The sequence below is a fragment of the Stenotrophomonas sp. Br8 genome (assembly GCF_014763005.1).
Taxonomy (GTDB): domain Bacteria; phylum Pseudomonadota; class Gammaproteobacteria; order Xanthomonadales; family Xanthomonadaceae; genus Stenotrophomonas; species Stenotrophomonas lactitubi.
Genome location: NZ_JACGTN010000008.1, coordinates 183,399 through 196,227 on the forward strand (window position 1 = coordinate 183,399; position 12,829 = coordinate 196,227).

General features: G+C 65.1%; 12 protein-coding genes. 9 read left to right on the forward strand and 3 right to left on the reverse strand.

Going from position 1 to position 12,829, the window contains the following annotated elements; genetic code table 11:
• Positions 1–46: 46 nt before the first annotated feature.
• The 5 genes from H3005_RS08905 to H3005_RS08925 all read left to right on the forward strand — a co-directional run bounded on the left by H3005_RS08905 (position 47) and on the right by H3005_RS08925 (position 4,113).
• On the forward strand, positions 47–811 hold the full coding sequence (locus H3005_RS08905; RefSeq protein ID WP_180167228.1) for a Slam-dependent surface lipoprotein: 765 nt from the start codon (positions 47–49) through the stop codon (positions 809–811).
• A 90-nt stretch (positions 812–901) separates the two neighbouring features.
• On the forward strand, positions 902–2,362 hold the full coding sequence (locus H3005_RS08910; RefSeq protein WP_191077969.1) for a porin family protein: 1,461 nt from the start codon (positions 902–904) through the stop codon (positions 2,360–2,362).
• 96 nt (positions 2,363–2,458) lie between these two features.
• On the forward strand, positions 2,459–2,800 hold the full coding sequence (locus H3005_RS08915; protein ID WP_089235803.1) for a type II toxin-antitoxin system prevent-host-death family antitoxin: 342 nt from the start codon (positions 2,459–2,461) through the stop codon (positions 2,798–2,800).
• A 3-nt stretch (positions 2,801–2,803) separates the two neighbouring features.
• Positions 2,804–3,457, forward strand: coding sequence for a hypothetical protein (locus H3005_RS08920; RefSeq protein ID WP_191077970.1), 654 nt, complete (start codon positions 2,804–2,806; stop codon positions 3,455–3,457).
• A 35-nt stretch (positions 3,458–3,492) separates the two neighbouring features.
• Complete coding sequence (locus H3005_RS08925) at positions 3,493–4,113, forward strand: hypothetical protein (protein ID WP_191077971.1); 621 nt, start codon at positions 3,493–3,495, stop codon at positions 4,111–4,113.
• Positions 4,114–4,162: 49 nt separating this feature from the next.
• On the opposite strand, the gene proP is transcribed toward H3005_RS08925, so the two are convergent.
• Complete coding sequence (gene proP / locus H3005_RS08930) at positions 4,163–5,650, reverse strand: glycine betaine/L-proline transporter ProP (protein ID WP_191077972.1); 1,488 nt, start codon at positions 5,648–5,650, stop codon at positions 4,163–4,165.
• Positions 5,651–6,234: 584 nt separating this feature from the next.
• On the opposite strand from proP, the gene H3005_RS08935 reads away from it, so the two are divergent.
• Positions 6,235–6,651 carry a host attachment family protein gene (locus H3005_RS08935; RefSeq protein WP_191077973.1) on the forward strand — a complete coding sequence of 139 codons (417 nt, stop codon included), beginning with the start codon at positions 6,235–6,237 and terminating at the stop codon, positions 6,649–6,651.
• A gap of 5 nt (positions 6,652–6,656) precedes the next feature.
• Positions 6,657–6,980 carry a thioredoxin family protein gene (locus H3005_RS08940; RefSeq protein ID WP_191077974.1) on the forward strand — a complete coding sequence of 108 codons (324 nt, stop codon included), beginning with the start codon at positions 6,657–6,659 and terminating at the stop codon, positions 6,978–6,980.
• Positions 6,981–7,078: 98 nt separating this feature from the next.
• On the opposite strand, the gene H3005_RS08945 is transcribed toward H3005_RS08940, so the two are convergent.
• Both H3005_RS08945 and H3005_RS20915 read right to left on the reverse strand, forming a co-directional pair.
• Entirely contained in the window at positions 7,079–7,327 is a 249-nt protein-coding gene (locus H3005_RS08945; RefSeq protein ID WP_191077975.1) for a hypothetical protein, read from the reverse strand.
• Between the two features lie 423 nt (positions 7,328–7,750).
• Positions 7,751–9,307, reverse strand: coding sequence for an autotransporter outer membrane beta-barrel domain-containing protein (locus H3005_RS20915; protein ID WP_331273755.1), 1,557 nt, complete (start codon positions 9,305–9,307; stop codon positions 7,751–7,753).
• A gap of 370 nt (positions 9,308–9,677) precedes the next feature.
• On the opposite strand from H3005_RS20915, the gene H3005_RS20920 reads away from it, so the two are divergent.
• Complete coding sequence (locus H3005_RS20920) at positions 9,678–10,007, forward strand: hypothetical protein (RefSeq protein ID WP_223880150.1); 330 nt, start codon at positions 9,678–9,680, stop codon at positions 10,005–10,007.
• Between the two features lie 413 nt (positions 10,008–10,420).
• Positions 10,421–12,772, forward strand: coding sequence for a GH92 family glycosyl hydrolase (locus H3005_RS08955; RefSeq protein ID WP_191077977.1), 2,352 nt, complete (start codon positions 10,421–10,423; stop codon positions 12,770–12,772).
• Positions 12,773–12,829 lie beyond the last annotated feature (57 nt).

Below are 12,829 nucleotides of genomic sequence, written 5' to 3' on the forward strand. Positions count from 1 at the left end.
TTGCAAGCGTTGTACCTGTAGTTCCCTCAATCCAAGGAGTTTTTCCATGAAAATGATCTCCCGTTCCCTGCTTACCGTCGCCGCCAGCCTGGCCCTGGCCGGTGCCGCCCACGCTGCCGATATCGTCGGTGCGGCCAGCGCCGTCACCGATCCGCAGTTGAACGTCAACGTCGGCGAATCGCAGGTCAATGGTGGCCCGCACTCGGCAGGCAAGGCCGGTATTGGCGTCGGCACCGTCTCCGGTGGCACGCGTGTGGACTTCCAGGGCTTGAGCGCCTACTCGGCACCCACCGTCATCAACGGCACCACCGTGCGCACCCTCGCCATGCCGATCACCGGTACCCCAGGCAGCCACGCCGGCATGGGCCACTTCAACTTCGTCAAGGTCGGTAGCGGCGATGTCTGGTTCGGCGAATGGTCCAAGGATGGCGCGGCTGGCGGCTTCAACAACCGCCAGGTCTACTTCGCCGGTGACCGCGCGGGCACCACGCTGCCGGCAGGCGTGGCCACCTACGCCGTCGCAGGCCTCAACAAGTTCAACGGCAGCAACCTGCTCAGCGGCACCTTCCGCGCTGACTTCGGCACCGGCCGCCTCAACGGCGCGCTGGCCGGCTCGGGCCTGACCGTGGCCGTGGCTGCATCGATCAACAGCGCCAACGCGTCGTTCGCCGGTTCGGCTACGGCCAACGGTACGGTTGCCGGCACCAGTCAGGGCCAGTTCTTCGGCGCCAACGCCGCTACCCTGGCCGGCATCGCCACCTTCGCCGGCAACAGCCAGTACGACACCGCCTTCGGCGGCAGCAAGAACTGATCGCCACGCCCCTGACGGGGCAGGGCAGGGACAAGCCGCGATCCGCCAGTCCCTGCTTCGGCCCGCGATAGTGCTTCAACCGGATCGAACATGCGCCACCTTCTCTTTCTTGTCGTCCTGCTGCTGGCATGGCCGCTCAATGATGCCCGCGCCCAGCAGGATGACCTGCGCCGCGTGCTCGAACAGGGCAGCGAGCTGCGTCATCAGCAGCAGGACCAGCAACGCCTGCGCCAGGCCGAGCGCGAGCGGCCGACCATCACCCTCGACGGCCAGCAGTACCGCGTGGAGCGCACTGTCGACGACCTCGGCCAGGCGCTCTATCTCTCGCTGCAGCATCAGCAATGGCAGGCCGTGGCCGCCTTCCTGGCCGAGTACATCGAACTGCCCGGCCATGATCCGCTGCTGCGCCACTACGCGCAGGGCGCGCTGGCGCGGGTGGCTGGACAGCACGGCAATGCCGCCGCCGAATACGAGGCCGTGCTCGCCGCGCAGCCGGACTTCCTGCCGGCGCGGCTGGAACTGGCACGTGTCTACGCCGAAGACCAGCGCGACCGCGATGCCATCGTCCTGTTCGAGGCGATCGCAGCCGGTATCGATGGCGACGATCCGGCAACAGCGGGCGTGCGTACGCGGGTGGACGGCTACCTGCAGGCCCTGCAGGCGCGCCAACGCTGGAAGGGTGGGATCGCCGCTGGCCCGGCCTGGAGCGACAACATCAACCGCAGTTCGGCCAGCCGTACCTGCCTGTTCGGTGACGGCACCACCTGTTTCATCGAACGCCGGTTGCCCGATGCACAGGCAGCATTCGGCCTGGACTACGACGCCAGCCTGGAACGGCGCCTGCCGTTGGCCGGCCACCATGGGCTGTACCTGCGCGGGCTGGCGTTCGGCCAGGCGTGGCGCGGGCACAGCGACTACAACGAGCTCAATGCCAGCGTGCAGGCCGGTTACAGCTGGCGCAGCGCACGGCATACCGTGCTGCTGGCGCCCAGCTACGATTACCAGGGGTTGGGCAACCATGCGCTGCAGGGCGGTGCCGGCGTGCATGGCGAATGGCAGTTCGCCGCCGATGCGCGCAGCCTGCTGAAGCTGGAAGCCGACTGGAAACGCCAGCGCTATCGACAGCCGGGGTTGGCCAGCAACTACGACGGTGAACTGGCGGCGATCTATGCCACCTGGTTCCGTGCGCTCAACCCACGCTGGACGGTATTTGCCGGGGTCGACCTGAGTGACAGCAGCGCCGCTGATCCCGCCAATGGCTACCGGCAACGCGGCCTGCGCTTGGGCGCAGCTCGCCAGTGGAGCGGCACCACGGCTACCGTGTTCGTGTCGCTGCGTGAGCGTGACTACGATGCCTGGAGCCCGTTGCTGGAAGCGCGTCGGCAGGACTGCGAGCAGAACCTGATCGCCATCGTGCGCAGCGAGCGCCTGGCCGTGGCCGGGCTGGTGCCCAGCCTGAGCCTGCGTTACGCGCGCATCGACAGCAACGTGGACTGGCTGTACAGCCATGACCGCAGCCTGCTGAGCCTGAAATGGGAACGGGCGTTCTGAGCCGTCGGCCGGGTCCGGAGGGTGGGAGGGTCCATTTATCCCCAATTTGGCCAAATTGGGTATAGTGGCCTCATATCCTTCCGCTGGAGCCGTGCCATGACCCTCCCGCTCGACCTGCCCGGCCTCGACAAGGCCCCGGCATCCTCGGTCAAGACCCGTGGCTGGCCCAGCCTGATGCGTACCGTGCGCGAGAAGCAGGCGCTGGTCATCACCAACCACAACCACCCCGAAGCGGTGATCGTGGACATCAAGACCTACCAGGAGCTGCTGGCCAGGGCCAGCGGCAGCGATACCGAAGAGCGCAGCGACGTGCTTTCGCGCCTGCGTACCGAGTTCGACCAGGCGCTGGCCGGGCTGCAGCAGGGTGAGGGGCTGGGCAAGGTGATGGGCAAGCCGATCCGCCGCGGCCACAAGGTCGCGCTCGGCCGTCCGCTCTGACTCATGGGGCGGATCCTGGCGTTGGCCGGCGTCAACGGCGCCGGCAAGAGTTCGCTGCTCGGTACTTGGCTGGAGGCCGACGGCCTGGGCTGGTACAACCCGGACAGCTTCACCCGACGGCTGGTGGAGGCGGGCTGGCCGTTGGCCGAAGCCAACGCTGAAGCGTGGCAGGAAGGCGCACGACGGCTGCGCCAGGCGATCGCCGACGGCAGCGATTTTGCCTTTGAAACCACCTTGGGGGGCACCACCATTCCGCGTCTGTTGCGTGAGGCCTGCAGCCAGCACGACGTGGCGATCTGGTTCTGCGGGTTGGCCACCGTCGAACTGCATGTAGCCCGCGTGGCCGCCCGCGTTGCTGGCGGCGGCCACGACATTCCGCAGGACAAGATCCGCGCTCGCTTCGATTCCGCACGCGAGAACCTGTTGGCATTGATGCCGCACCTGGCCGAACTGCACGTGTATGACAACAGCGCACCAGCCGATCGCTACGGACGTGTTGCCCCCTTGCCGGTGTTGGCGCTGGATCGCCAAGGCCTGCAGTATCCGGTGTCGGTGGTGGAGCTGCTGCACACCCCGGACTGGGCCAAGCCCATCGTCATGCGCGCGATGGAACTGCATGCCGACAGCACGCCGCTTGCCGGTCCGCCTGTGCGATGATCCGACTCCGCAGATTCAGTGATCGAGGAACAGGGATGTACGAGCGGAAGCACTGGCAGGCCATCGGCCTGCGCGCGCTGGTGGCGGCCATGGCATTGACGGTGGCGGCACCGCTGCTTGCCCAGGATGCAACGCCGGCCGACGCCAAGGATGAAGCGAAGAGCGAGCCGATGAGCTACGACAAGGCGCGTCGTGCTGCCGAGGCGTCCCTGCGTCTGCACCCCGGCACCGACAGCCAGTACGACTACCGTCCGCTGTGGGCCGGCAATGCCGACCTCGATGGCGATGGCCGCCCGGAAATCGTTTATCTCTACACCGCGACCCAGACCGGCAACGCGATGCAGCTCAACGAACTGGTGGTGATGACCCCGCTGGCCGAAGGCGATGCACGGGTCCAGGCCGCGTCACCGGGCAAATCCGCCTATGACGACGAAACCTACGCGTTGATCCGCGCGTCCGGCTACGCCGATGACGCTGCCGTGCACATTCCCGGCGACATGGAAGCGATCACCATGGAGGGCGACCGTATCCGCGTCACCTTCAACAGCACCCGCAATTCAAAGCTGTGCGTGCGTGGCAAGGTGACCTGCCCACCGGAAGGCCAGCATGCCTGGGTGTACCGCTGGACCCCGGGCAAGCTGACCCGCGCCGACTAGCGCTGCGCAGCCGGCAGCGCCAGGCACTGCCCGGCGCTGCCTCCCGCACTCAGGCCGGGGTCACCTGTTCCGGTTCGGCTACGTCCGGCAAGGGCGGCAGGGTGCGATCCACTGTTACCGGGGCATCGCTCTTCAACAGCGCCGCCGCCTCCTTGTTGCAGCCCACGGCTGGCGGCGAACCGCGCAGCGGCAGGCCGGCGGTTTCCTTCACGAAGATCATCGTGATCAGGCCGATCACCGCCGCGCCCATCAGGTAGTAGGCCGGCACCAGCGGATCGCCGGTGCGCTCCACCAGCCAGGCGGTCACCAGCGGCGTGGTGCCACCGAACAGGGACACCGATACGTTGAACGCAATGGACAGCGCGCTGTAGCGCACCGGCGTATAGAACAGTGCCGGCAGCGTGGAGGGCATCGAACTGGTGAAGCACACCAGCGCCAGGCCCAGCAGCATCAGGCCAAGGAAGATCAGCCAGTCGTTGCCGCTGCCCACCAGCAGCAGGCTCGGCACCGCCAGCACCAGCAGCGCGATGCAGGCGCCGATGATCATCGGGCGCCGGCCCAGCTTGTCGCTGAAAAGGCCACCGACGATGTTCAACGGCATCATCACCAGCATCACGATGATGATCAGCAGCAGGCCCTTGCTCTCCGCATACCCCATGGTCACGCTCAGGTAGCTGGGCATGTAGGTCAGCAGCATGTAGTCGGTAACGTTGAACACCAGCACCAGGCCCATGCACACGATCAGCTGGCGACCGTGCACACGCAGCAGTTCACCCAGGCCCGGACGTTCGTGGTCACGCTTCTCTGCTTCCTCTGCATAGGCGCGGAACGCCGGCGTTTCCTCCAGCCGCATGCGCATGTACAGGCCCAGCAGGCCGAGTGGGCCGGCCACCAGGAACGGAATGCGCCAGCCCCAGTCCAGCATCTGCGCGCTGCTCAGCAGCATGTGCAGTGCGGTGACCGTACCGGCGCCAGCGATGTAGCCGCCCAGCGTGCCGAACTCCAGCCAGCTGCCCATCAGGCCGCGGTTGCGGTCGGTGGAGTACTCGGCAATGAAGGTTGCCGCGCCGCCATACTCGCCACCGGTGGAAAAGCCCTGCACCACGCGCGCGAGCAGCAGCAGCACCGGCGCCCAGATGCCGATGCGTTCGTAAGAGGGAATCAGGCCGATGGCGAAGGTGCCCAGGGCCATCATGATCATGGTGAAGGCCAGTACCTTCTGGCGCCCGTAGCGGTCGCCCAGGGGCCCGAAGACCATGCCGCCCAGCGGGCGTACCAGGAAGGCCACGGTGAACGTGGCGAACGCAGCGATCACCTGCGCGGTGGGGTTGCTGGAGGGGAAGAACACCTGGCCGATGGTGACGGCGAGATAGCCATAGACACCGAAGTCGAACCATTCCATCGCATTGCCCAGTGCAGCGGCGCCCACGGCGCGCTTGAGCATGGGTTTGTCGACAACGGTGATCTCGTCGACCTTCAGATGGCGGCGGCGTTTGAACCAGCCGAAATGGGCGTGGGCATCGGAGTTGTCCTGCATGGGGACTCCCTTGGAAGAATGGAAATGGAGTGGAATGGGCGGTACGGATGTCCCGAAAGTCGGAAACGGCGATGCTGGCGCAGCAGGCGCAGGGGCATCGAATGGAAGGCCCGGAACGGGGCGAATGGTGTGTGCGATCAAACGCCGCGCACGCGACAAGCATTGCCCGCTGCCAGAACGCGGGACAATCGGATGGGTCCGATTACGTGTCAGACCGCGTCAGTGCACGTGGGGTGGTGGCAGGCGCAGAGAACAGGCGGGGCAGGGCCCGCAGGCGTCATCCGCCGGGATCCAGCGCGAGGCGATGGAAAGGCGAGGGGGAAGCAATGATGGAAAGCGAAGCGCCGGTCGGCAGTGCTTCCCGCATGCCAGCAACAGGTGCTGACGCGCAGTGGGTCGTGTCGATCATGCGTTCATGATAACGGTTACAGTGTGAGTGTGCCGAGAATCGCGCTGTTACGAACGCAGCGTTCCATGTTGCCTGTTCATGCAGATGACCCACGCACATCGAATGAACATGTTGTGCTCACCTCGCTCACGCCATGCCTTCTACGGTGGTTGCGAACCAACGCAAGGAGTAACGCATGACCCGTCGCATTCCCGAAGGCACCCTGGTTATCGTCGCCGATGGTGGCTCGGCCTGCGTGTTCACCAACGTCGGCAGCGAGCAGAAGCTCACCTTGAAGCAGGAAGGCGAGCTGCGCCTGCAGGACATCAGCGAGCAGGGTGTGTCCGGACAGGGGCCGTCCGGCGCGGTGCCCAAGGACATGTCGATCTCGCAGCTCAACGAAGCGACCTTCGCCAAGCAGGTGGCCGAGCAGCTCAACGAAGATGCACTCAACAACCGCTACGCGCATCTGGTGCTGATCGCCGATCCCACCACGCTTGGCCGCATCCGTCCGTTGCTGCATAAAGAGACGCAGGCGCGGTTGCTGGTCGATATCGCCAAGGATCTGACCAACGCGCCGCTGGAAGACATCCAGCGCACGCTGCAGGCGTAGCCGGCATGCCCTTCATGCGTGATCATGTAGCCGCCGAGCCGGCCCGCGCGGAGGTGGATGCGCAGGCCGGTTGGCTGCTGCTGGAATTCGGCGCGCCGTGGTGCGGCCATTGCCAGGCCGCGCAATCGGCACTGCAGGCCTTCGTAGATGCGCATGATCTGCCGCACTGGAAGATCGAAGATGGCAAGGGCAAGCCGCTGGGCCGCTCGTACCAGGTGAAGCTGTGGCCGACGGTCATCCTGTTGCGTGACGGCATGGAAGTGGCGCGCGTGGTGCGGCCGGTGGCTGCGGCAGATCTCGCCACACTGCAGAGCGCGCTGCCGGATTGAGCGGCTCCTGTAGAGCCGAGCCCATGCTCGGCATGCTCCGTCACCAACCGTAGTGCTCGATCACACCAGAGTCGAGCATGGGCTCGGCTCTACACGCTTCAATGCAGCGTCACCCGCACATGCTGCTCGCGCAGTTCATGCAGCAACCGCCGACCATGCTGGCTCAGCGCCATCATCGCAACCGTGATCTTCTGCAGGTTGTAGCCCGGGCGCAGGTGCGCCTGTGGGTCTACCGGTTCGTTCTCACCGATCATCATTGCCATGCCCTCGGCGGTGTTCAGGGCGTGCTCGATGCGGAAGAACAGGGATTCCATTTCCGGGGTCAGGATGGGCGGTTCATGCGACATGCGATGGCTCCTTGAGGGACGTGGCCACCGGAGGGTGGCGGGCGATGCGGGTTGGAACTTCGGCTGAGCTACGAGAAAAGCCGGAGGGCCATGCGGCCGCCGCGCACCGCCCGCCGTAGTCATGGCAAGCAGCTCTCGTAGCTCATTCCGGGGTTCCAAGCCCGGCAGCGGTGTTCGCGCTGCGCGGACATCCTGCACACGCCAGCGAGCGCAGTTCCAATAGATTTTTCATACGGAAATTTCTCCACCTGAAGGGCGAGCATCTGCATGTCGCGCGCAGCCCAGCAGGCGACCTGATAGCGACATGATGTGGCGCGATGCGCTGCGTTCCGCAGCGACGAGCGCGCTCGTCGGCGCAACCCGAAAAACAAAAAGGCAGCCCGGCACGCAAACCCGGGCTGCCCTGACAAGGCCAGAAACGCCTTACCAGCTGTAGCTCACACCCACCTGCGCACTGGCCTGGTGGAAGCCGCTGGCCTTCTGCAGCGACAGCCCGCCCCATGCACCCACACCGTTGCCGAACTTCAGCGACGCACCGGCACTGAATTCACCACGGCTGCGCGGGATTCGCGCATCCACCACCTCATCGTCCATGCGGATCTGCGACTCGGCACGGGTGTGCAGCCAGTGGGCCGCAATGTACGGCTGCACTTCGGTCGTCCGGTTACCCCAACGGGTCACGCCGGACAGGCGCAGGCCAGCACGACCGAACAGGCCATCGGCATCCTCGCTCGTCACCACCGTGCCGTTGGCTTCGGTGTGGCGGTTGCTGTCCCAGCGGTTGTAACCCAGCTGCAGCTGCGGCTCCAGATAGATGCCGCCGTTGCTGGCGCCACCCACACGGAAGGCGTAGCCGGTTTCCACCGCACCCTGCCATGCACGGCTGTCATAGCGCTCGTCGGCCAGGCCGATACCTTCCACCCGGTTGCGGAACTGGGCGCGCTGCACCGAGCCATCCACGTAGAAACCTGCATACGGGTCGGCGCCATTGCCGCCGCGCCAGGTGCCGTACAGGCCCAGCGCTTCGCCCTTCACCTTGCCGCGTGCGTAGTAACCGGTCAGTGCATTGGTGGAGGTGCTGGTGGCATTACCTGTGGACAGCATCACGCCCACGCTGCTGCCCGAATCGTGACGCCACACATCGGCACCGACGCTCAGTGCCTGGCTGTTGCCGCGGATGTCGAGCTGGCGGCTGACCGCATCGAAGCCGTTGCGCGAGCCGTCCACGCGCGCCCACGCACGGCCACCGTTCTGGCCGGCCTGGCGATCGTGGTAGCCGAGGCGGAACATCGTCTGCGCGGCCTGCAGGTTGGCCAGGTAGGCGCCGGGTTCGGGGCGCAGCACGGGTTCGGGATTCACCGGATTGCATTCGGGCAGGGTGGGGTCGACCTCGCACGGTTCTGGCTGGGTGGGCAGCTGCGAACGCAGATACCAGTTGCCATCGGTGCCGGTGCCCTTGAACAGGAAGTAGTCGTACTGGCCGCCCACGGCACGGCCGGCCAGGGTGAACTGGCCATTGGAGGCACCGCCGACCTGGATCAGCTCGATGCCCTTGTCGGTCTGCGCGCCGGCACCGCCGACATTGTTGACGCGCACGTTGGCGCTGCCGCTGGTGTCGCCACCGATGATCAGCTTGTCGGTGGCGGCGGTGTCGCCCGCCAGCACGGTGTTGAACAGGATCGTGCCGTCATTGCCGCTGAAGTTGCTGGCGACGTTGAGGGTATTGAAGGTTGTGCCATTGCCCAGCGACACCGTGCCACTGCCGAGATCGAGCCGGCCAACGGTGGAATCGCCGGTCATGTTCCAGGTGGCCGCATCCAGCGCCACGCTGGTGACGTTGGTCATGGCGCCGGTGATGCTGGCGTTGTTGGACAGGGCCACGTGCATCTGCGACGCCGCATCGGCGCGCAGGTCGCCTTGCAGATTGGAGGCCTGCACATTGAAGTCCAGAGTGCCTCCGTCGATGACTTCGGCGATCACGCCGTTGCCACCGGAGACGTTGCCTCCGCTTGTGACTGTAACCGTGGTCTTGTCGACGAGCCCGGCACCGCTGAATACGATTCCCGAACCAGTACGGCCAAGAACACTCGAGTTGTCGATGGTGATCGTATTGTCGGCGATCGAGCTTCCCGGGGTGCCGGGGCTGGAAGTGCCGATGAAGATTCCGTTCTCGTCACCGGCGACGGCGGAGCCATTGGCAATCCGAATCGTTGAATTGGACGTGACAAGAATGCCGGTCTTCAGACCCGCGGGTTCGAGGTTTCCGGTGCCTTCGCCCGTTGACTCCACGCGGGTGCCGGAGAGCTCAAGTACGCCGCTTTGGATGTAGGCACCAATCCCGCGCCCCGAGATGATCGAATTCGAGACGGTCGCCATCCCCGCTGGGTCGTTGGAGGTGATCCCATTCGTGACCGAGAAGGCGGAGGCGGTGTCATTGGTGATTCTGGAGCCAACGACCGTTCCTGACGCGGAGACGAATTGGGTCACCGAACTATTGCGGCTGCCATTTACAGTGGCCCCGGTCATGTGCATGACGGCCCCATTCTGCACGTTGGCAAAAGTGGCTGAACTGCCGGGATTGAAGGCAAGCGTTGCGCCATCACCACTCGCTATCCAGGACTCCGCATTATCGCCCTCATTGATGGTGGCGCTTTCACCGGGCCGGAGAATCCTGGCCTGAGCGGAAGAGGCGATGACAAGACCAGCCGCAACGGCCAGCGCAAGCGAACATCGAACAGCGATCTTCATGGGGACTCCTGGTAGATGGAAATTCCGGAAAGGGACCGCATTCATGTCGCCGACGTGAATCAAGCGCGCAGATGCGGTGAAGGCTTTGTGATTTTTCGAGGCCTTCGGGCATGGCTGTGACAGAGTGCGAAAGCGGTCACATCACGACTCGCGGCGTCGTCTTTGCTCAGATTCGGTCGTGATTGGCATGGAGCACAGTCTGTTGATCGATCGCGTTTCGATCCATGCAACTTGTTGCAATCGTTCCGTTCAATAGTCCCGGTGAATGAAGCCATTCAGCCGCAGCGCAGCATGCGGTGTGGCAGGGCCGGTGCTAGGATCTGACCATCACCTGAATCGATCCAAATGCCGATGCCCACGCTGGACCGTCGTCTCCTGATCGCTGTCGCCGCTACGGCGATGTTCGCCTCCGGCCTGGCTGTGGCCGCCCCGGCCAGGACTGCCGCCGACAAGGCCTATGCCTCGGTCGATCCGTTCATCGGTACCGGCGGTGAGGGGCACACGTACCCCGGCGCAACGGTGCCGTTCGGCATGGTCCAGCTCAGCCCCGACACGCGCATCCAGCCGCGAGAGAAGGCCTATGGCTGGGCAGCGGGCTATCGTTATGACGACAGCAGCATCGTCGGCTTCTCGCACACGCATTTTTCCGGCACCGGCCATTCAGACCTGGGCGACATCCTGCTGATGCCGTTCACCGGCAACCCGGGCCTGGAGCGCGGCGACCCCGAGAAGCCCAAGAGTGGTTACGCCTCGCGCTTCCGCCACGACGACGAGAAGGCCGAGCCGGGCTACTACGCGGTCACCCTGGACGACTACAAGGTGCGCGCCGAACTGACCACCAGCGCCCGCGTGGGCGTGCATCGCTACGCATTCCCGAAGGGCACCGAGGCCAAGGTGTTGCTGGACATGCGCACCAGCATGTATGACTACCCGGGCAAGATCCTGTGGTCGCGGGTGCGCGTGCGTGGCGATGGAACCATCACCGGTTTCCGCGAGACCCGCGGTTGGGCAGCCGGCCGCCAGCTGTATTTCGCGATGCGTTTCTCGCGGCCGCTGGCCAGCCACGAACTGCACAACACCGAGCAGGACATCGTCTACAAGGGCTTTGCGCCCCCGGGCGAGAAAGACCCGAAGCAGCGCGCGCAGATCGAGGGGCGGCAGTTGGTGGGCACCTTCGACTTCGGCAAGCTGGAGGCGCCGCTGGTGGTGAAGGTGGCGATCTCGCCGGTCAGCGAGGCCGGCGCCATCGCCAACCTGGATGCCGAAGTGGCCGACTTCGATTTCGACCGCGTGCGCGTGCAGGCAAAGCAGGAGTGGACGCAGGCGTTGTCGGTGCTGGATATCGACGCGCCGGAGCACGCGCGTCGCAGCGCCTACACCGCGCTGTACCACACGCTGCTGGGGCCAACGCTGTTCATGGATGCCGACGGCCAATACCGCGGCTCTGACAATGCGGTGCATCAGGCCAAGGGCTACACCAACTATTCGACGTTCTCGCTGTGGGATACCTATCGGGCGCTGCACCCATTGCTGACCCTGGTGCAGCCGGAAAAGCGCAACAGCGATTTCGTCAATTCCATGCTGGCCCATCACGAGCACAGCCCTTACGGCATGTTGCCGGTGTGGTCGTTCCATGGCCTGGAAGACTGGTGCATGATCGGCTACCACGCGGTGCCGGTGATCGCCGATGCCTACGTGAAGGGCATCCGTGGTTTCGACGCGGACAAGGCGCTGAAGGCGATGGTGGAGACCGCCAACTACGGTCCTTACGATGGCATCGCGCAGTATCGTGAGCTGGGCTACGTGCCGATCGACGAAGAAGGCGAAGCGGCCAGCAAGACGCTGGAGTACGCCTTCGATGACTGGACCATCGCGCGCATGGCACAGGCGATGGGCAAGGCCGATGTGGCGGCAACCTTCGACAAGCGTGCCGGCAACTGGCGCAATGCCTTCGACAAGGACACCGGCTTCATGCGTGCGCGCAAGCGCGATGGCAACTTCCGCACCCCGTTCGACCCCAGCGCCAGCGGCTACGGCACCGACTACACCGAGGGCAATGCCTGGCAGTACTCGTGGTACGTGCCGCAGGACGTGGCTGGTCTGGCCGCCGCACATGGTGGCAGCGACAAGCTGCTGGCGCGCCTGGACGAAGTGTTCAACGCCAAGGTCGATCCGGCCATCTTCGAACACATGGAAGACATCACCGGCCTGATCGGCTGGTATGCGCATGGCAACGAACCCAGCCATCACGTGGCCTACCTGTACTCGTATGCCGGCCAGCCGTGGCGCACGCAGGCACGCCTGAAGCAGATCATGGACACGCAGTATGCCGATCGCCCCGATGGTCTGGCCGGCAACGATGACGTGGGCCAGATGTCGGCGTGGTATGTGTTCACCGCGCTGGGCTTCTACCCGGTGGCGCCGGGCTCGGGCGAGTACATCCTCGGCCGGCCGTTCCTGCCGAAGACCGCAATGCGGTTGCCGAACGGAAAGACGTTCACCATCGTGGCCGAAGGCCTGGACGACAAGCACACCTATGTCGGCAGCGTGACCCTCAACGGCAAGCCGTTGCAGCGCACCTTCCTGCGCCACGATGAGATCCTGGCTGGTGGCGAGCTGCATTTCACCATGCAGGCCGAACCGAACAAGAACTGGCCGGGGCAGGGCGCGCAGGCGCCGTATTCGATGAGCCCGTGACGCAGCGCCCACCAAGGTGGGCGACTACCGATGTGGCGTGATCTGGTAGATGCCAAC

Excerpts from the sequence above, each read along its gene's own strand:
- H3005_RS08905 (WP_180167228.1), top strand. The coding sequence starts at position 47 with ATGAAAATGATCTCCCGTTCCCTGCTTACCGTCGCCGCCAGCCTGGCC.
- H3005_RS08910 (WP_191077969.1), top strand. The coding sequence starts at position 902 with ATGCGCCACCTTCTCTTTCTTGTCGTCCTGCTGCTGGCATGGCCGCTC.
- H3005_RS08915 (WP_089235803.1), top strand. The coding sequence starts at position 2,459 with ATGACCCTCCCGCTCGACCTGCCCGGCCTCGACAAGGCCCCGGCATCC.
- H3005_RS08920 (WP_191077970.1), top strand. The coding sequence starts at position 2,804 with ATGGGGCGGATCCTGGCGTTGGCCGGCGTCAACGGCGCCGGCAAGAGT.
- H3005_RS08925 (WP_191077971.1), top strand. The coding sequence starts at position 3,493 with ATGTACGAGCGGAAGCACTGGCAGGCCATCGGCCTGCGCGCGCTGGTG.
- proP (WP_191077972.1), bottom strand. The coding sequence starts at position 5,650 with ATGCAGGACAACTCCGATGCCCACGCCCATTTCGGCTGGTTCAAACGC.
- H3005_RS08935 (WP_191077973.1), top strand. The coding sequence starts at position 6,235 with ATGACCCGTCGCATTCCCGAAGGCACCCTGGTTATCGTCGCCGATGGT.
- H3005_RS08940 (WP_191077974.1), top strand. The coding sequence starts at position 6,657 with ATGCCCTTCATGCGTGATCATGTAGCCGCCGAGCCGGCCCGCGCGGAG.
- H3005_RS08945 (WP_191077975.1), bottom strand. The coding sequence starts at position 7,327 with ATGTCGCATGAACCGCCCATCCTGACCCCGGAAATGGAATCCCTGTTC.
- H3005_RS20920 (WP_223880150.1), top strand. The coding sequence starts at position 9,678 with ATGATCGAATTCGAGACGGTCGCCATCCCCGCTGGGTCGTTGGAGGTG.
- H3005_RS08955 (WP_191077977.1), top strand. The coding sequence starts at position 10,421 with ATGCCGATGCCCACGCTGGACCGTCGTCTCCTGATCGCTGTCGCCGCT.